General features: G+C 65.5%; 19 protein-coding genes. 11 read left to right on the plus strand and 8 right to left on the minus strand.

The window, feature by feature from the left end; genetic code table 11:
• Positions 1-15 precede the first annotated feature (15 nt).
• Both AWC12_RS14020 and AWC12_RS14025 read right to left on the minus strand, forming a co-directional pair.
• Positions 16-1053, minus strand: coding sequence for an SDR family NAD(P)-dependent oxidoreductase (locus AWC12_RS14020; RefSeq protein WP_085175419.1), 1038 nt, complete (start codon positions 1051-1053; stop codon positions 16-18).
• A 55-nt stretch (positions 1054-1108) separates the two neighbouring features.
• On the minus strand, positions 1109-1717 hold the full coding sequence (locus AWC12_RS14025; RefSeq protein WP_024448736.1) for a TetR/AcrR family transcriptional regulator: 609 nt from the start codon (positions 1715-1717) through the stop codon (positions 1109-1111).
• Between the two features lie 104 nt (positions 1718-1821).
• On the opposite strand from AWC12_RS14025, the gene AWC12_RS14030 reads away from it, so the two are divergent.
• Positions 1822-2688: an alpha/beta hydrolase gene (locus AWC12_RS14030; protein ID WP_207576436.1), complete on the plus strand. Its 867-nt coding sequence runs from the start codon at positions 1822-1824 to the stop codon at positions 2686-2688.
• Here AWC12_RS14030 and purD read toward each other — a convergent pair.
• On the minus strand, positions 2685-3959 hold the full coding sequence (gene purD / locus AWC12_RS14035) for a phosphoribosylamine--glycine ligase (RefSeq protein WP_085175050.1): 1275 nt from the start codon (positions 3957-3959) through the stop codon (positions 2685-2687). The two genes, AWC12_RS14030 and purD, sit on opposite strands and share 4 nt — an antisense overlap.
• Positions 3960-4074: 115 nt before the next feature.
• Between purD and AWC12_RS14040 the strand changes: the two genes are divergently transcribed.
• From AWC12_RS14040 to AWC12_RS14055, 4 genes are read left to right on the plus strand one after another with little or no spacing between them, the layout of a single operon-like run.
• Positions 4075-5301 (plus strand): cytochrome P450, encoded by a 1227-nt coding sequence (locus tag AWC12_RS14040; RefSeq protein WP_024448739.1) that lies wholly within the window; start codon positions 4075-4077, stop codon positions 5299-5301.
• A 30-nt stretch (positions 5302-5331) separates the two neighbouring features.
• A complete protein-coding gene (locus tag AWC12_RS14045; protein ID WP_024448740.1) occupies positions 5332-5925 on the plus strand; it encodes a TetR/AcrR family transcriptional regulator in 594 nt (197 codons plus the stop codon).
• 43 nt (positions 5926-5968) lie between these two features.
• The gene (locus AWC12_RS14050) at positions 5969-7192 is read left to right on the plus strand and encodes a DUF6973 domain-containing protein (RefSeq protein ID WP_024448741.1); all 1224 of its coding nucleotides are present in this window, start codon (positions 5969-5971) and stop codon (positions 7190-7192) included.
• A 2-nt stretch (positions 7193-7194) separates the two neighbouring features.
• Entirely contained in the window at positions 7195-7623 is a 429-nt protein-coding gene (locus AWC12_RS14055; RefSeq protein ID WP_234814008.1) for a hypothetical protein, read from the plus strand.
• Between the two features lie 87 nt (positions 7624-7710).
• Here the strand turns inward: AWC12_RS14055 and AWC12_RS14060 are convergent, their stop codons facing one another.
• The 5 genes from AWC12_RS14060 to AWC12_RS14080 are packed head-to-tail and all read right to left on the minus strand — an operon-like array spanning position 7711 to position 12537.
• Positions 7711-8937 carry a hypothetical protein gene (locus tag AWC12_RS14060; RefSeq protein WP_085175052.1) on the minus strand — a complete coding sequence of 409 codons (1227 nt, stop codon included), beginning with the start codon at positions 8935-8937 and terminating at the stop codon, positions 7711-7713.
• Positions 8927-9370 carry a carboxymuconolactone decarboxylase family protein gene (locus AWC12_RS14065; protein WP_024448744.1) on the minus strand — a complete coding sequence of 148 codons (444 nt, stop codon included), beginning with the start codon at positions 9368-9370 and terminating at the stop codon, positions 8927-8929. The genes AWC12_RS14060 and AWC12_RS14065 overlap by 11 nt, the downstream gene beginning before the upstream one ends.
• 6 nt (positions 9371-9376) lie before the next feature.
• On the minus strand, positions 9377-10270 hold the full coding sequence (locus AWC12_RS14070) for an NAD(P)-dependent oxidoreductase (protein WP_085175054.1): 894 nt from the start codon (positions 10268-10270) through the stop codon (positions 9377-9379).
• Positions 10267-11028: an SDR family oxidoreductase gene (locus tag AWC12_RS14075; protein WP_085175056.1), complete on the minus strand. Its 762-nt coding sequence runs from the start codon at positions 11026-11028 to the stop codon at positions 10267-10269. The genes AWC12_RS14070 and AWC12_RS14075 overlap by 4 nt, the downstream gene beginning before the upstream one ends.
• Before the next feature lie 42 nt (positions 11029-11070).
• Positions 11071-12537: an aldehyde dehydrogenase gene (locus AWC12_RS14080; RefSeq protein WP_085175058.1), complete on the minus strand. Its 1467-nt coding sequence runs from the start codon at positions 12535-12537 to the stop codon at positions 11071-11073.
• Between the two features lie 174 nt (positions 12538-12711).
• Between AWC12_RS14080 and AWC12_RS14085 the strand changes: the two genes are divergently transcribed.
• From AWC12_RS14085 to AWC12_RS14110, 6 genes are read left to right on the plus strand one after another with little or no spacing between them, the layout of a single operon-like run.
• Positions 12712-13308 carry a TetR family transcriptional regulator gene (locus AWC12_RS14085; protein WP_024448748.1) on the plus strand — a complete coding sequence of 199 codons (597 nt, stop codon included), beginning with the start codon at positions 12712-12714 and terminating at the stop codon, positions 13306-13308.
• Entirely contained in the window at positions 13305-14513 is a 1209-nt protein-coding gene (locus AWC12_RS14090) for a cytochrome P450 (RefSeq protein ID WP_085175059.1), read from the plus strand. Before AWC12_RS14085 ends, AWC12_RS14090 begins: the two co-directional genes overlap by 4 nt.
• A gap of 36 nt (positions 14514-14549) precedes the next feature.
• The gene (locus tag AWC12_RS14095; protein ID WP_024448750.1) at positions 14550-15374 is read left to right on the plus strand and encodes an SDR family oxidoreductase; all 825 of its coding nucleotides are present in this window, start codon (positions 14550-14552) and stop codon (positions 15372-15374) included.
• Complete coding sequence (locus AWC12_RS14100; protein WP_085175061.1) at positions 15371-16726, plus strand: lanosterol 14-alpha demethylase; 1356 nt, start codon at positions 15371-15373, stop codon at positions 16724-16726. Before AWC12_RS14095 ends, AWC12_RS14100 begins: the two co-directional genes overlap by 4 nt.
• A gap of 8 nt (positions 16727-16734) precedes the next feature.
• On the plus strand, positions 16735-16950 hold the full coding sequence (locus AWC12_RS14105) for a ferredoxin (protein WP_085175063.1): 216 nt from the start codon (positions 16735-16737) through the stop codon (positions 16948-16950).
• Between the two features lie 2 nt (positions 16951-16952).
• A complete protein-coding gene (locus AWC12_RS14110) occupies positions 16953-17492 on the plus strand; it encodes a nuclear transport factor 2-like protein (RefSeq protein WP_024448759.1) in 540 nt (179 codons plus the stop codon).
• Positions 17493-17516 lie beyond the last annotated feature (24 nt).

Below are 17516 nucleotides of genomic sequence, written 5' to 3' on the forward strand. Positions count from 1 at the left end.
ACTGATTCGCTCGGATCACTCATCATCGACCCGTGAGATGAGATCTGCAGTGTCAACGAGATAATCCGACCAATTCCGTGCCGTATTCGTGATGTCGGACACCTCGTTGACGAATGACGCAATAAGCTGTGCATCCTCGTCGCGTTGCCAGCCGAATGTCGTGGGGCGTTGCGCCCGGTCGTGCCAGAAGTTTCCCCCGTGCGATTCGGGTCGGGTGGCTACCAGCCACACGGCGGTGTCAGCACCGTCGGCGGCATCGCGCAGCAGCGGACGGGTGAGCCGCCGAAATCCGGGCAGCGCATCGGCCACACCGGGTGTTTCGACCCAGCCGGGATGCGTGCTGTACACGCGCACTGGAGAAGTCGCGAGCCGACGTGCCCACGCCTCGGCCAGCACCACCTGCATCCGCTTCGTCCGTGCGTACACCCTGACACCGTTGTAGTCGCCGTCAGTGGATTCGAGTTCGCTTGTCCCCCAGCGCTTCAGCGGCGCTGAGTACATTCCGCCGGACGACATGAACACCACCGCGGCCTCCCCGGCGGCATTCAGCAGCGTGAGCAGGTTCTCGGTCATCAAGTGTGGACCCAGCACGTGGGTGGCGAACTGAATCTCGTTCCCCTGCTTTGTTTCCGCTCGCTGCTTGGGCATCACCCCGGCGTTGTGCACCAGTCCGTGCAGCGCATCGATGCGATTCGTCAGATCACCGGTCCACGCACGCACGGCGTCGAGATCGGAGACATCACAGACTTCCTCGACCACCTGTGCGCCGGAGACGGTGCCGCGAATCTCGCCCGCGCGCCGTCTGACCTTGGCCTCGTCACGGCCTACCAGATGCACCGTGGCGCCCAGGCGGCTGAAGGATTCGGCCATGGCGGCACCGATCCCCGCCGTCGCACCGGTGACCACCACGCGCTTGCCTGCCATTGCCCTCGGCGGCGGGTCCGCGGGCCACCACAGCTTGCGGATCCGCGAGCCGACCTTGGTGTACCCGAGCACCACGGAGCGGTCGAGCGCAGCATCGAGCGCCGCACCCGCAGTGCCTGCGAATTTCACCACGACGGATTAACCAGACCGGCGCGAAAGCAAACGCAGTTATCGAACGGTCGCGTCAATTGAACGGAGCCAGGACGTCGATCACATCGATCAGGGTGGCCCGCGCCGTGGCCCGGGGACCGTCGCCGTCGCCGACGAGTGCGGCGACCACGGCACCGTCGACCGCGCACACCAGTGCGGTGACGAGTTCGGCCCGCACGGAGCGTCCCGAACGTTCCACGACTTCGACGACGGCCTCGCTGCGCTGGCGCAGAATGCGGCGCTGGATGTCGCGCAGCCCGGGCTGCCGGGCGCAGGCGATGTACCGCTCGTAGCGCGAGATCATCTGCTCGGTGACACGTTCCGGGTTATCTCCGACCAGCAAGTCGACGAGGATGTCGGCGGTGGACTCCGCACCGCGGCGGCGGCGTGACAGCGCCTCGACCCGGTGGTGGAGTTGTTCACTCTCCCGCGTGCCGACGTGTTCGACCGCCTTGGCGATCAGATCGTCCAGCGAAGAAAAGTAGTACGTTGTCGACGCCAACGGCAGTCCTGCTCTGCGCGCGACCGCGCGGTGCCGGACCGCGTCGAAGCCCCCTTCGCACAGAAGGTCGGCAGCAGCACTGACCAGCGCATACCGTCGACGTTCTCCCTTGGGAGTGACCGCTGCCGTCACCCCATGCATGGTGCCAGTCACGAGGTGTCGACATCGGGCTTTCGGCGAATCATCAGCCATTGTTCGGTCGTTACGGCGGGTCGCACCGGCGAGTCCGCTGCGATGCCAGTGCGATGATGTCGCGCATGCCGACCATCAACCGCCGAGAATTGCTGTCGCTCGGTCTGCGCGCGGGTCTGACGACGGCCGCCGGAGTCGCTGGGATGTCCACCGTAGCCGCCGCAGTGGCCTCAGCCGCACCACCGGTATCACCCGAATCGCCGTCCCAGACCCCGACATATGAGACCGGTTCATTCGCCTCGGCCGCCCGTGGCGGCGCCACCGTCAACTGGGCCATCGCCCGCCCGCCCGGCCAGACTTCGCCGCTGCGCCCGGTGATCCTGCTGCACGGCAAGGATTCCTCGGCCGCCACCGTGATGTCGATGGGCGTGGAGCGCTTCCTCGCCGACGCGGTCGCGGCGGGCTTGCCACCGTTCGCGATCGCGGCCGTCGACGGCGGCAATGGCTATTGGCATCGCCGCGCCTCCGGCGACGACTCGGGAGCGATGGTGCTCGACGAGTTCATTCCGCTGCTCGCGGGGCACGCACTCGACACCTCACGGGTGGCGTTCCTCGGTTGGTCGATGGGCGGCTACGGCGCGATGCTGCTCGGTTCGCGGCTCGGCGCGGCACGCACCGCAGCGATCTGCGCGGTGAGTCCGGCACTGTGGACCTCGCCGGGGGCCGCGGCGCCCGGGGCCTTCGACGGCGCCGAGGACTACGAGGCCAACAGCGTGTGGGGGCTGCGGACGCTCGACGGGATACCGCTGCGCATCGACTGTGGGTTCGACGACCCGTTCGTTTCGGCGACCGAGCAGTTCATCGCACAGCTCCCGACACCGCCCGCGGGCGGCTTCTCCCCCGGCGGCCACAACGCAGCCTTCTGGTCCTCCCAGCTGACGCCCGAGCTGAGCTGGGCCGCGCCGCTGCTCACCGCTTAAGGCTGAAGCGAAATCCGCCCTTCGGCCGCCGCCTGGCCGATGTCGTGACGGAAGTGGCTGCCGGGCAAGCGGATCGCGCTGATCGCGGAGTAGGCCGACTCGCGGGCAGACGTCAGGTCGTCACCGACGCCGACGACCGACAGCACACGACCGCCCGACGAGACGACGCTGCCGTCGTCGCGACGCGCCGTCCCCGCGTGCAGGACCGAGGGGGCGTCCGCGCCGTGGATGACGTCCCCGACGCGCGGCCGTCCCGGATAGTTCTCCGCCGCCAGCACCACCGTCACGGCAGCGCCGTGACGCCACTGAAGCGGTGGCTGTGATGCCAGCTCGCCGGTGGCGGCGGCGCGGAGCAGCTGCCCGAGCGGCGAATCGAGCAGTGCCAGCACCGCCTGGGTCTCCGGATCGCCGAAGCGGCAGTTGAATTCGACGACAGCCGGGCCGTTGGACGTGATCGCAAGGCCCGCATAGAGCAGCCCTGAGAACGAGCTTCCGCGCCGGACCAATTCCACCGCAACGGGTTTGACGATCTCGTCGACGATGCGGCTGGTCACCTCATCGGGGAGCCACGGCAGCGGCGTGTACGCGCCCATCCCGCCGGTGTTGGGCCCGGTGTCGCCGTCACCGACTCGCTTGAAGTCCTGCGCGGGCAGCAGCGGCACGACAGTCTCACCGTCGACCACACAGAACAGGGACACCTCGGGACCGTCGAGGAAGGATTCCAGGAGCACCGGATGGCCGGCGTCGAGCAGGCTCGCCGCGTGCGCCCGGGCCGCCTCCCGCTCCGTCGTCACCACGACGCCTTTGCCCGCGGCCAGACCGTCGTCCTTGACCACCCACGCGGCCTGACCGCCCGGTGGGCCGAAGCGGTCCAGAGCGGCGTCGAGATTGGCCGGATTGTCGACGATCTCGCTGACCGCCGTCCGCACACCGGCGGCGGTCATGACGTCCTTGGCGAAGGACTTCGAACCCTCGATGCGCGCGGCGTCCTTGGTGGGACCGAAGCACGGTATGCCCGCGGCCCGGAGGGCGTCGGCGACGCCGAGCACCAGCGGCACCTCCGGACCGATGACGACGAGGTCGGCGCCGATGCGTTTCGCCAGGGCCGTGACGGCCTCGCCGGACGTCGCGTCGACTTCGTACTGATCGGCGATGGCGGCGGTGCCTGCGTTGCCCGGCGCGATCGACAGCCCGTCGACCTCCGGGTCTCGGCGCAGCGCAAGCAGCAGCGCGTGTTCACGGGCTCCGGATCCAACTACCAGGACGTGCACAGATGCCCACCCTAGTGGCTACTGCCACAACGAACCCATCGTGTCGGCCATACAACTTGACTTATCAGTGTATGGTCGAGTGAACGTGCCGTACATCACACAGGAGTGGAGCCCGATGACCGCCACCTGCCCCTTCCTGCCCCCGGGGTATGACTTCACCGACCCCGATGTCCTGCTCAAGGGCATTCCCGTCACCGAGTTCGCCGAGTTGCGCAAGACGGCACCCGTCTGGTGGAACGCGCAGGAGGAGTCGATCTTCGGCGACGGCGGCTACTGGGTGATCTCCCGCCACGAGGACATCAAGACGATTTCGCGCAACAACGCGCTGTGGTCGACGAACGCCAAGGGTGCGGTGATGCGGCTGCCCGACGGCGTGACCGCCGAGCAACTCGACCTGACCAAGGCGCTGCTGATCAACCACGATGCACCCGAGCACACCCGGCTCCGCAAGATCGTGTCACGGCTGTTCACCCCCCGCGCGATCACGGGGATGGAGCACAAGCTCGCCGCGTCCGCACGCGAGATCGTGCGCCGGGCCGCCGAGAAGGACAGCGGCAACTTCGTCGACGACATCGCAATGACACTCCCTCTGCAGGCCATCGCCGATCTGATCGGGGTTCCCGAAGCCGACCGCGAGCGGCTCTTTCACTGGACCAACGCGATCATGAACACCGACGACCCGGACTTCGACTCGGATCCGACGACGGCCAACGCCGAGCTGATGGGCTACGCGTACACCATGGCCGAGGAGCGTCGCCGCTGCCCGGCCGACGACATCGTCACCAAGCTCGTCCAGGCAGATATCGAGGGCGACTCCCTCGGAGAGGTCGAGTTCGCGTTCTTCGTCATCCTGCTGGCGGTGGCGGGAAACGAGACCACCCGCAACGCGATGACCCATGGCATGAACGCGTTTCTCGACAATCCCGACCAGTGGGAACTGTTCAAACGCGAACGGCCCGAGACGGCGATCGACGAGATCATCCGCTGGGCCACCCCCGTGCACTGTTTTCAGCGCACGGCCCTCGCCGACGTCGAGGTCGGCGGCGTGACGATCGCCGAGGGTCAGCGGGTGGGCCTGTTCTACAGCTCGGCGAACTTCGACGAAGACGTGTTCGAGAAGCCCTTCATGTTCGATATCCTGCGAAACCCCAACCCACACTTGGCCTTCGGAGGAAACGGCGCCCATTACTGCATCGGTGCCAACCTCGCGCGTATGGAGATCAAGCTGATGTTCAACGAGATCGCCGACCAGATTCCCGACATCGCCAAGCTAGCCGAGCCGCAGCGGCTGCGCTCGGGCTGGATCAACGGCGTCAAGGACCTGCGGGTCGCCTACAGGTAGTGCGCCGACACGGTGGCCTAAAGTGCCCTCGTGCGCACCCACGGTTGGTCCGGGGCCAAACCGGCCTCCGACGAGGAGGCTGTCGCCCGCATCCTCGAAGCGGCAGGCAAGGCCATCGAGGAACGCGGCGCCGATTTCAGCATCTCGGACGTGGCGCGCACCGTCGGCGTCACCCGGCAAACGGTCTACCGCTACTTCTCCAGCACCGAGGCGCTGCTGGTCGCGGCCGCCGTCCACGCCGTCGACGGCTTCCTCGACCGTCTGACCGCCCACATGGCCGGGGTCACCGACCCCGCCGAGGCTGTCACCGAGGCGGTGGCCACCGCGCTGGAGTGGTTGCCGCGCGAGAAGTACATCGGGCTGATGATGGTGCCCGGCGGGTCGGCGCACGTGCAGTCCGTCACCTCCGACATCGCGCTGAACTTTGCACGGGACATGGTCGGCCGCCTGGACGTCGACTGGACGGCGGCAGGTTTCGACGAAGCCGGACTGGGCCAGCTCTCCGAGCATCTGCTCCGGGTCATCCAGTCGTTCGTCATCGATCCCGGACGGCCACCGCGCGCCGGTGACGAGCTGCGGACCTACCTACGTCGCTGGGTCGGTAACGCCGTCTCCACCCGCTGAATTGTTGCGCGGGGGTGGCCCCGCACGGCTTTACAGTGGACGGGTGAGTGTGCTTGGCGGCTTCCTTTCCACGTGGACGCAGGCCCGCACCACCTTCGGAGAAGGCGTCCCCGAGCCGGGCGCCACGTTCGACAACAGTGCCGCGTTGCAGCACCTGGAGGCCGACACCCGGGCCGCCGCACCGGCCTCCGTCTGGAGCGGGGCCGCCGCCGATGCGTACGACGCCAGGAACGCAGAGCAGGTCCGAACGCTGTCCCGCATGGTCGAACTGGATCAGGGCATCGGCGTCGAGGTCGACCGCTCTGCGGCAGTGGTCGCTCACGGGCGGCGGCAGCTCGACTCTGTCAAGGACTGGGTGCTGGCGGCGGCCGGCTCCGTTCCGAAAGGTCCTGCGGGCGAACAGATGCTGGTCCCCATCGTCGCGAGAGGGTGCTCAGACATCACCGAGATCGTGACGACCTCCAACGGCGAGCTGGCCACGATCGCAGCACGAATTCGCACGCTCGGCAGTGAATACGGGTCCCTCGGCGGCGACAAACCGGACAGGGACAAGGCCGACCCACTTGGCTGGTGGAAGCAGGGCGATCCGCCACCTGTGGATCCGCTCGAGGAGATCCTGCGCAAGTATCAGGTATCCGAAGACCCCGATGGCACTCGCGAGTGGGAACCCCCGTGGCCCTTGAACATGATGACCGAACCCAAGCACGTCACCGCGGCCGAGGCGCGCATCCTCGACGAGCTGTCTCCGCTGGAGATGCGTGACATGGATCAGATCAAGGAGGCCGCCGAGGTCGAGGCGAAAGTTCGCTTCCCACCACTGAACGGCGTCAACGACACCGCAGACAACCACACCGACGCGTTCCGGCACACCTACTGGAACGCGTTGATGACACAGCGTTTCGGCGAGCAGTGGACCCGCGACTTCGCCACGGCCCACGAACGGCTGCCCAACAACCCCGCCACCGCGGAGGCGATGGATCTGTACAACAACGAACTCGGACGCCAGATCGCGGTCGCCAACCCCGACGCGAGCCCCGAGCAATTGGCCGATATCGTCGAGCAGGCAGTCAACAATGGGGACACCGTCCTCATCGCACCGGGCGGTGAGCGGCTCGCCTGGAGCGACACCATCGTCCTCGGTGAGGCCGGGACAACCACGGCCGCCACAGTTCCCGGGCTACCACCGATGCCCACGGGCGCGGGTCCCGGCGGGATCTACGACCCGGGGCAACCGGGGGGCTACGGCACGTCGGCGGGTGGATACTGAGAATGCTCCGACGCACGTTCTGGACGCTGCTGGTGATACTTGCGGCCGCCGGCTGCACCGTCTTCAGGGGATCGATGGACATCGACTACAACGACCAACGGCTGAACGATGGTCTCGAAAGCGTGCTTCACACAGGGCAACCCGCTCGAATGCGTGACTTGACTTCGTGGCAATGGGACGAGGTCCATCTGTTCAACGAACACACACCGCGTGATTTCATCGAAACGACGGTCGGCGCGCCCGTCATCAAGGACAAGTTCTACGGCTCCAAAGCGAGCCTGCTCGTCTTCGAGGACAACGGGACGCCCGTCAAGGCCGTGGGTATCAGCGGTGACTATCTCCGCGGAGCCCACCACGAGGTGACCTGGAATGCCGACGTCATCGCCCGCCCGCTGGGCAAGGGCTTCGTCGAGCTCACCCTCCCGCGGTGAGCTGGGGTCGATACTGCGCCGAATGCACGGTTGTTGACGGATTTTCGCAATTTTTCGTCAAGAACCGTGCATTCGCGCCGGTTTCCGTCAGACCACTGTCAGCGGCAAGGACTTCCGCTCCTCGAACACCCACGAAGCGCCGCCGCTGAACTCGCAGACCTCGACCTCGGGCTGCTTTTTGGCGGCGGTGTCGGTCTCGATGACACGGACGGTCCAGTCAGACTCTGTACCGGACACTTCGGCGCGTAGATGCGGATCCACCGCGTAGACGATGGCTTGCAGCGGAGCGTCGGACACCGGCGACACCAGCGAGATCCAGGAGCCGTCCTCGTAGGCAGGCGATGTGCGCACATGGACGAAGTCAGGGTCCATGTCGGCCGACACATAGGCCGCAGGGTTCAGCAGCGGGTGCAGCTCCAGCACCCGAAGCGCGCCCTTGGCGTCACTGCTGAGCTTGAGCGCCTCGTGAATTCGCGCCGCAGCCACCCCGGCAATGCCGATCAGCTGCTTCGTGCGGATGGACCGGGCAAGTGCCGCGTCGTCTTTGGCGCGCTTCTCGACCGCGATGGTGAACGACTTCACCAGAAGATGCATCTGCAGGCACACCTCGTCGGCGATCCGGACGAGCGCCGAATGGGAGAAGGCGGCGAAATCGACGTCGGCGAGCAGCGGACCCGAATAGTCGGCGTTGCCTTCTTCGTTCGGGTCGATCGGATCGAGCTCGCACGAATAGGCATGGGTGGCGCCGACGATGTCCAGCTCGGGGATGAACGGCGCATCCGGATAGGACTCGTCGATGATGACGGTCCATGCGCAGTGCGGATGACGATCCGACGGCGTGCGCGGTGGGCGGTGGATGGGCCGCACCTGCGCCTTGGGATTGGTGGCTAACGCCGTGGCATCGAAGGTGGGGTCCTCGATGTCGTGGCACATGCCCTTGACGTAATCCTCGCCCATCGGCTCGACGTCGAGCAGGGCGCCGCAGTGATCGAGGTAGAACTCGCCGTGCCAGCGGTCGTGCACGATGTAGCGGAAGTCCATGAACTGCGGCGGTGCACCGATGTCGAGCTGCAGGCCCTTGAACAGGGTGAAAATGTCCACGCCTTCGTATTTGAGCGCCTTCTGCATCCGCTTCGTGTACAGCGGGCTCGACGCCGCCCATTCCTCGATGGCGATCTGCAGCATCTCCTCGCGGCCGAATGACGATATGCACCAGGCCATTCCGGAACGGTCGATGAGCTGTCCGATGAGCAACAGCTCAGGCACCAGCGTCGCAAGCTCCTCGCGGGAGAGCGCCGCATACCTACTTGTCATGGACCGAGCCCCCGGAATGCATCTGCACCGCGGCGTTGACGTTCGCTTTCTTGTCCTCGCCTTCGCCCCGCTCGGCGGCCTTCTTGCGCTTCTTGATCACCTTGCTGACCGCACCGTCCAGCTTGGAACCCAGCGGGAAACCTAGATACTGCGTCAGGAAAACTGCCATTTCCTTGAGTTCGTCGCCGGTCATCTCGTCGTTGTGCAGCGCCGCGTTCGCCTGGATCTCCGCCAGCGCATCGTTGCCGAGCGCGGCGACTGCGGTGAGCGTCATGATGCGCTTGTCCCGCATGGACAGTCCCGGGCGGTTCCAGATGGTGCCGAAGAGGTGATCCACGGTGAGGTCGAAAAACGGATCGCCCTCGATGTTCGGCATCTCCCATCCGTAGACCTCGTTCATCTTCTCCAGGCCCTTGCGGCGCAGCTCATCCATCGCTGACTACTCCTTTGTCGTGGACGTCGTGTAGGGCACTCCGAGCCCGGCGGCCAGGTCCCGCAGTGCGATCTCCGCCAGGGGCAGTTCCACCCCGGTCGCTTCGCCGAGCGCCAGCGCCAGCTTCAGATCCTTTTCGGCCAGCCCGCGGGTGTGGACGAACATGTCGTGCAGGAAGTGATCCGGCGCTAGGTTTTTGGTGTCGTCGCGGTACATGATCGCGCCGGGACCACCGCTTTGCGCATCGCTGTGCCGCACCACCCGCCCGAGTTTCTGCAGGTCGATACCTGAGGCCTCGGCGAGCCGCTGAGCCTCGCAGGCCGCCGTGAATCCGATGTACGTCAGCATGTTGCGGGCGATCTTCATCCTGGTTCCTGCGCCGGGCTCGCCCGCACGTACGACCATCGACGCCCACTGCTTGAAGACGGGCTTCACCCGGTCGTAGGCATGCTGGTCGGCGCCGACCATGACCGCCAGCTCGCCCTTCTCCGCGGCACCGGCACCGCCGCTGACGGGCGCATCGACGATGTGAATGCCTTTCGGCGCCAACTGTTCTGCGAGCTCCACAGCGGTTCCCGGCTCGATGGTGGAGTGGATCGCGATGACCGTGCCCTCGATGGCGTGCGCGGCGAGTTCGCCGACGACGTCACGCACCTGCTCGTCGTTGAGTACGGTGACGCTGATGACGTCGGCCGCAGCGACGTCGGCGATGTTGTCCGCCAGCGTCGCACCCAGCTCGGCCAGCGGGGTCATCGCCTCGGTGCGGACGTCGAACACGATGAGGCCGCCCGGCCAATCGACGAGCCGCTTCGCCATCGGCGCGCCCTGATTGCCCAGACCGATGTACCCGAGCTTGACGGTGCTTGTCGGCTCCTCGCGCGAGCGCTCGTCGGTGCTCATCTGATGATCTGCCCGCCATCGACGTTGAAGATCTGACCCGTGACCCACTTGGCCTGGTCTGACAGCAGGAACAGGCACATGCCGACCAGGTCGTCGGTCTCGCCCATGCGCGACAACGGGATTCCCTTGACGATGTCGGCCACCATCTCCTGGGGGGTCGTCGTCCGGTTGGCCTCCGTGTCGATGGGCCCAGGCGCGATCGCGTTGACGCGGATGTTCTGACCGCCGAGCTCGGTGGCCAGCTGCTGGGTCAGGCTGTTGACGCCGGCCTTGGCGAGGCCGTAGAAGTTCGAATACAGCCATGCCGCCGTCGACGATTGGTTGACGATGGCGCCGCCACCGCGCTTGGCCATCTTGCGATACACCGCGCGAGTACACACGAGCGCGCCGTCGAGGTTCACGCTCATGAACTTCTTGTAGTAGTCCCAGTCGACGGTGATCAGGAAGTCAAGCTTCATGCCGCCGAAGATGGCGGCATTGTTGACCAGGTAGTCGATGCCCCCGAACTCCGAAAGTGCCTGCGCTGCCATTTCCTTCGCGGAGTCGATGTCGGAGACATCGACGCGCACGGCGAGGGCGTTACCACCCTCGCCCTTGATGCCGTCGGCGACCTTCTGCGCGCCCTCGGTGTTGATGTCGGCGACGACGACGGCCGCTCCCTCGCGGGCGAGCGCCTCGGCGTACGCCTGACCGATGCCGCCACCCGCGCCGGTGACGATCGCCACCTTGTCCTTGAACTGATCCCCGTACAGGGCCATTCGAAGCTCTCTTTCGTTCGCTCTAATGTGCTGCCGTGCTTGTCAAACCCCGGTGGCAATCGCTTTGATCTCCAAATACTCCTCGAAGCCGGCGAGCCCCATCTCCCGGCCGACGCCGGACTGCTTGTAGCCACCGAACGGCATGTCCGCCGAGTACCAGACGCCGCCGTTGATGTTGACCGTGCCCACCCGCAACCGCGCCGCTACCGCGTTGGCGCGCTCCAGATCCGGGGAGAACACCGTCCCCGACAATCCGTAGGGCGAGTCGTTGGCGATCCGGACGGCGTCGTCGTCGCCGTCGTGAGCGATGACAGTCAGCACCGGCCCGAAGATCTCCTCGCGGGCCACCTTGGCGTTGTTGTCGAGCCCCGCGATCACGGTCGGCTCGATGAAAAAACCGGTGTCGCGATCTGCGGGACGTCCACCGCCGCAGGCGAACCTGCCGCCTTCGGCGATCGCCGAGTCGAGGTAGCTCTGGATGCGGTCACGTTGCCGCGCCGAGATCACGGGCCCGCAGATGGTGCCCGGGTTGGTGGGGTCGCCGGGCTTGAGGCCGCCCATGGTCGCCGCGGCCGCTTCGACCGCCGCGTCGTAGCTGGCTCGCGGCACGACCAGGCGGGTGGTGATCGCGCAGCCCTGCCCGGCGTGCATCGATGCGGTGAAGGCCGCCATCGAGCACGCGCCGGCGAGATCGGCGTCGTCGAGCACCAGGAACGCCGACTTTCCACCGAGTTCGAGAAAGACCTTCTTCAGGGTCGCCGAGCCGTCAGCCATCACCGCGCGGCCGGTGTTCGTCGAACCGGTGAACGAAACCATGTCCACGCGAGGGTCTTTCGACAGCAACGCGCCGACACCGTGATCACTGGACGTGACGATGTTGATCACACCGGCCGGGAAGTCGGTGTGCTCGGTGATCAGCTCGCCGAGCACCGCAGCCGCCCACGGCGTATCGGGGGCGGGCTTGAGTACCAACGTGTTTCCCGCTGCCAGCGCCGGGCCGATCTTGGCGAGGTTGATCTGGTGCGGAAAGTTCCACGGCGTGATCGCACCAACCACGCCGATCGCCTCGCGCGCCACGGTGCGCTGGGTCTTGATCCCCATCGGCGAGGCAATCCCGAGATCGGTTCTCCACTGGTAGGACTCGGCGGTATCAGCGCAGAAGCTCAAGTCCTCGACGGGACCCTCGAGCTGGGCCGCCGAGGTCAGCATCCGTGGCGCGCCGACTTCAGAAATCGTGAGATCCCGCAGGTCCTCGACGTTCTTACGCATCGCGTCCTGCAACTGGCGGATGCAACGCACACGCAGCTCGGTGTTGGTTGACCAGTCCGTCTCGTCGAAACTGCGGCGGGCCGCACCGATGGCGGCGCTCATGTCGTCGGCGCTCGCATCGGCAGCCACCCCGAGAGTCTCCTCGGTCGCGGGATTGATGGTGGGAAACGTGCCCCCGCTTCCGGCCACCAGCTTGCCGTCGATGAGCAGCTTGCTGTCGCGATCGGCCAGGATTGCCATCCGACCTCCTGTGTCTGATTGCTGGACAACTGTCCGAAAGAGTTCTTTCGAACCATAGCCGCAGAGATGCGCGCCAGGCAAGGACACCGCACCGTTTACGACTTTAAAAAGCCGTGAAATGCAGTTTCATGTTGCCGCTTGCCTACGGTGCATGCCGTCCGATAACTTGGACATGTGTCCAGTGATGCTGTTGCCGCGCTCACTCCCGAGTCGGGGCACCCGCCTCGCAACCGAAGGCAGGAAGAGACATTCCGCAAGGTGCTCGTCGCAGGCCTGGAAATGTTGCGCGAGTCGTCGTATGCCGATTTGACGGTGCGGGCGGTCGCAGCGCGCGCCAAGGTGGCGCCGGCCACCGCGTACACGTATTTCTCGTCGAAGAACCATCTGATCGCCGAGATCTACCTCGATCTCATGCAGAAGGTCGACTACTTCACCGATGTCAACGACACCACCGCCACCCGTGTCGAAAAAACCTTGCGCACCATGGCACTCACCCTGGCGGACGATCCCGAGGTCGCCGCCGCGTGCACCACGGCGCTGCTGTCGGGCAACGACACGACGGTACGCACCGTGCGGGAGAAGATCGGCAGCGAGATCCACAAGCGCATCCGCGCGGCCGTCGGGCCGGACCCGGATCCGCGCACGCTGGCCGCACTCGAGATGACGTTTTTCGGCGCCCTGGTCAACGCAGGCAGCGGCGCCTTCACATACCACCAGATCGCCGACCGTCTGAGCTATGTCGTCGGTCTCATCGTCGGGGAGGACCGATGACAATCTCTGAGGTAGGGCTGGATCCCTACAACTACGACTTTCACGAGGACCCGTACCCGTACTACAAACGGCTCCGCGACGAAGCGCCGCTGTACCGCAACACCGAACTCGGCTTCTGGGCGCTGTCGCGCCACCGCGACGTGCTGCAGGGCTTCCGCAACAGCACCACGCTGTCGAACAAGTTCGGCGTCTCGCTCGACCCTGCCTCGCGCGGACCGCATGCGTCGAAGACGATGTCGTTCCTGGCCATGGATGATCCCGACCACCTGCGTCTCCGCACTCTGGTATCGAAAGGCTTTACGCCCAGGCGGATTCGCGAACTCGAGCCGCGCGTTACCGAGATCGCGGTTCAGCACCTCGACACGATGCTGGAAATGGCCGGCACCGACGCGACTGTCGACTATGTGGACGAATTCGCGGGCAAGCTGCCGATGGACGTCATCTCCGAATTGATGGGGGTACCCGAGGCCGACCGGGTTCAGGTCCGCGCCTGGGCCGACGCGGTGATGCACCGCGAGGAGGGCGTCACCGATGTCCCGGACTCGGCCATCGAGGCCTCGCTGAACTTGATCGTCTACTACCAGGAGATGGTCAAGGAACGACGCAAGCAACTCACCGACGATCTGACCTCGGCGCTGCTGGAGGCCGAGATCGACGGGGACCGGCTCACCGACGACGAGATCATCGGCTTCATGTTCCTGATGGTGATCGCCGGTAATGAGACCACCACGAAACTGCTTGCCAACGCTGCGTTCTGGGGTCATCGAAACCCCGACCAGCTGTCCCCCGTGTACGACGACCTCGAGCGTGTGCCGCTGTGGGTCGAGGAGACGTTGCGCTTCGACACCTCCAGCCAGATCCTCGCCCGCACGGTGCAGGGCGAGTTGGAGCTCTACGACACGGTGATCCCCGACGGCGACGTGTTGCTGCTGCTTCCGGGTTCGGCCCACCGCGACGAACGCGTCTTCGAGAGCCCCGACGACTTCGTCATCGGCCGCGAAATCGGCTCCAAGCTTATGAGTTTCGGCAGCGGTGCCCACTTCTGCCTCGGCGCCCACCTGGCGCGCATGGAGGCACGGGTCGCGCTGGCCGAGTTGTTCAAGCGAATCCGCGGATACGAGGTCGACGAGGCCAACGCCGTCCGCGTCCACTCCAGCAACGTCCGCGGATTCGCTCATCTTCCCATTTCGGTGTCCCACCGATGAAGCCAATCTCCTCACAGGTCCGCTGAAAGGCCAGGCATGCCCCGCTTCGAACCATTGCCCGACCGTCGCCCCGCACTGGTCGCAGGCGCCTCCTCCGGAATCGGCGAGGCCACCGCGATCCGGCTCGCCCGCAACGGTTTTCCGGTCGCCCTCGGCGCTCGACGAGTGGAGAAGCTCGACGAGATCGTCGCCAAGATCCGCGCCGACGGCGGTGAGGCCATCGCCGTGCACCTCGACGTCACAGATCCCGACTCGGTGAAAGCCGCCGTCGAGCAGACGACCTCCGACCTCGGCGACATCGAGGTGCTGGTAGCCGGCGCGGGCGACACCTACTTCGGCAAGCTCGACAGCATCAGCACCGAGCAGTTCGAGTCGCAGGTACAGATCCACCTCATCGGCGCCAACCGCGTCGCGACCGCGGTGTTGCCCGGCATGATCGAGCGCCAGCGCGGCGACCTGATCTTCGTGGGATCCGATGTGGCGCTGCGCCAGCGGCCACACATGGGTGCCTACGGCGCCGCCAAGGCCGCGCTCGTCGCGATGGTCACCAACTATCAGATGGAACTCGAAGGCACCGGCGTGCGCGCGTCGATCGTGCACCCCGGCCCCACCAAGACGTCGATGGGCTGGAGCCTGCCCGCCGACCTGATCGGCCCCGCCCTGGAGGACTGGGCCAAATGGGGTCAGGCCCGCCACGACTACTTCCTGCGCGCGGACGATCTCGCCCGCGCCATCACCTTCGTCGCCGAAACCCCGCGTGGCGGATTCATCGCGAACATGGAGCTGCAGCCCGAGGCTCCGCTCGCGACGACGAAAGAACGTCAACAGCTCAAGGTCGACGAGGAGGCTCTCAACCGATGACGACTGCCGTTGTACCCCGGGTGTCCGGGGGCGAGGAAGAGCATGGACACCTCGAAGAATTCCGCACCGACCCGATCGGGCTGATGAAGCGCGTCCGCGAGGAGTGCGGAGACGTCGGCTGGTTCCAGCTGGCCGACAAGCAGGTGGTGATGCTGTCCGGCGCCGAGGCCAACGAGTTCTTCTTCCGGTCCACCGACAGCGAACTCAACCAGGCCGAGGCCTACCCGTTCATGACCCCGATCTTCGGTGAGGGTGTGGTGTTCGACGCCGATCCCGAGCGCCGCGCCGAGATGCTGCACAACACCGCTCTGCGCGGGGAGCAGATGAAGGGCCACGCGTCGACGATCGAGAACGAGGTCAAGAAGATCATCGCCAACTGGGGCGACGAAGGCGAGATCGAGCTGCTCGACTTCTTCTCCGAGCTGACGATCTACACCTCGACGGCATGCTTGATCGGCCTGAAGTTCCGGGAGCAACTCGACCGTCGCTTCGCCCACTACTACCACCAGCTGGAACGCGGCACCGATCCGCTGTGCTACGTCGACCCCTACCTCGACATCGAGAGCTTCCGGATCCGCGACGAGTCACGCGTGAAACTCGTTGCGTTGGTTCAGGAGATCATGAATGGTCGCGCGGCCAATCCGCCCAAGGGCAAAGAGGACCGCGACCTGCTCGACGTTCTGGTCTCCATCAAGGACGACGAGGGCAAGCCCCGGTTCACGGCCAACGAGGTGACCGGCATGTTCATCTCGCTGATGTTCGCCGGGCACCACACCAGCTCCGGCACGTCGGCATGGACACTCATCGAACTGATTCGCCACGCCGACACCTACGCCGAGGTGTGCGCAGAGCTCGACGAGCTGTACGCAGATGGCCAGGAGGTGAGTTTCCATGCGCTGCGCCAGATTCCGAAGCTCGACAACGTCGTCAAAGAGACGCTGCGACTGCATCCGCCGCTGATCATCCTGATGCGCGTCGCGCAGGACGAGTTCGAGGTGAAGGGTTTCCCGATTCACAAGGGCGACTTCGTCGCTGCATCGCCGGCGATCTCCAATCGCATCCCCGAGGACTTCCCCGACCCCGACGCATTCAAGCCGGATCGCTACAACAAGCCCGAACAAGCCGACATCGCCAACAGGTGGACGTGGATTCCGTTTGGCGCAGGCAAGCACCGTTGCGTCGGAGCGGCGTTCGCCCAAATGCAGATCAAGGCAATCTTCTCAGTTCTCCTTCGCGAGTACGAGTTCGAGATGGCCCAGCCGCCGGAGAGCTACCACAACGACCACTCGAAGATGGTCGTGCAGCTGGCCCAGCCGGCGAAGGTCCGCTACCGCAAGCGAGTTCAGGGGTAACGCCAGCAATGAGCGGAAACCGAGGCTACAAAGTCCATCTCGACGAGGATCTGTGCCAGGGCCACGCCATGTGCGAGCTGGAGGCCCCGGACGTCTTCAAGGTGCCCAAACGCGGCGTCGTCGAGATCCTCGATCCCGAACCCCCCGACGAGCTCCGCGACGCCGTGGAGATGGCCGTCGACATGTGTCCCACCCGCGCAATATCCATCACAGAAAAGGACTAGCCATGGCAACTCGTGAGCAACTCGAGGACTGGGTCCAGCGCTGGCTCAAGGCCAACGAGGACGCCGAGAAGGCCGGCGACTGGAAGCCGTTGGCGGAGTTCTACACCGACGACGCGACCTACGGCTGGAACATCGGGCCCAAAGAAGACGTGATGTGCGTCAACAAGCAGGAGATCCGCGACGTCGCACTGGGCCTGGAGATGGAAGGCCTGGAGAACTGGGTCTACGAGTACCAGAAGACGCTGATCGACGAGAAGCAGAACGAGATCGTCGGCTTCTGGAAGCAGATCGCCAACAAAAGCGATGGCACCCGCGACGAGATCTACGGCATCGGGGGCAGCTGGTTCCGCCTCAACGATCAGCTGTTGATCGAGTGGCAGCGTGACTTCTTCGACTTCGGCCACGTGCAGAAGGCGTTCATGAAACTCATCGAGTCCGGAGACCTCACCCCGACGATGCAGAAGCGCATCGAACGATCGCTGGCGGGCGAGAAACTGCCCGGCTATTACCCCATCGGCGAAGCACCCGTCCCCATTTGGTAATCGCACCACCAAGCGGTTGCTTGG

This window comes from Mycolicibacterium iranicum (genome assembly GCF_002101705.1).
In the GTDB taxonomy this organism is placed as follows: Bacteria; Actinomycetota; Actinomycetes; order Mycobacteriales; family Mycobacteriaceae; genus Mycobacterium; species Mycobacterium iranicum.

Bases quoted from the DNA above. Each gene is read 5' to 3' on its own strand.
- AWC12_RS14100 (WP_085175061.1), top strand. From the start codon at position 15,371: ATGACGACTGCCGTTGTACCCCGGGTGTCCGGGGGCGAGGAAGAGCAT.
- AWC12_RS14055 (WP_234814008.1), top strand. From the start codon at position 7,195: ATGCTCCGACGCACGTTCTGGACGCTGCTGGTGATACTTGCGGCCGCC.
- AWC12_RS14065 (WP_024448744.1), bottom strand. From the start codon at position 9,370: ATGGATGAGCTGCGCCGCAAGGGCCTGGAGAAGATGAACGAGGTCTAC.
- AWC12_RS14040 (WP_024448739.1), top strand. From the start codon at position 4,075: ATGACCGCCACCTGCCCCTTCCTGCCCCCGGGGTATGACTTCACCGAC.
- AWC12_RS14025 (WP_024448736.1), bottom strand. From the start codon at position 1,717: ATGCATGGGGTGACGGCAGCGGTCACTCCCAAGGGAGAACGTCGACGG.
- AWC12_RS14070 (WP_085175054.1), bottom strand. From the start codon at position 10,270: ATGAGCACCGACGAGCGCTCGCGCGAGGAGCCGACAAGCACCGTCAAG.
- AWC12_RS14110 (WP_024448759.1), top strand. From the start codon at position 16,953: ATGGCAACTCGTGAGCAACTCGAGGACTGGGTCCAGCGCTGGCTCAAG.
- AWC12_RS14105 (WP_085175063.1), top strand. From the start codon at position 16,735: ATGAGCGGAAACCGAGGCTACAAAGTCCATCTCGACGAGGATCTGTGC.
- AWC12_RS14080 (WP_085175058.1), bottom strand. From the start codon at position 12,537: ATGGCAATCCTGGCCGATCGCGACAGCAAGCTGCTCATCGACGGCAAG.
- AWC12_RS14030 (WP_207576436.1), top strand. From the start codon at position 1,822: ATGATGTCGCGCATGCCGACCATCAACCGCCGAGAATTGCTGTCGCTC.
- AWC12_RS14090 (WP_085175059.1), top strand. From the start codon at position 13,305: ATGACAATCTCTGAGGTAGGGCTGGATCCCTACAACTACGACTTTCAC.
- AWC12_RS14075 (WP_085175056.1), bottom strand. From the start codon at position 11,028: ATGGCCCTGTACGGGGATCAGTTCAAGGACAAGGTGGCGATCGTCACC.
- AWC12_RS14060 (WP_085175052.1), bottom strand. From the start codon at position 8,937: ATGACAAGTAGGTATGCGGCGCTCTCCCGCGAGGAGCTTGCGACGCTG.
- AWC12_RS14095 (WP_024448750.1), top strand. From the start codon at position 14,550: ATGCCCCGCTTCGAACCATTGCCCGACCGTCGCCCCGCACTGGTCGCA.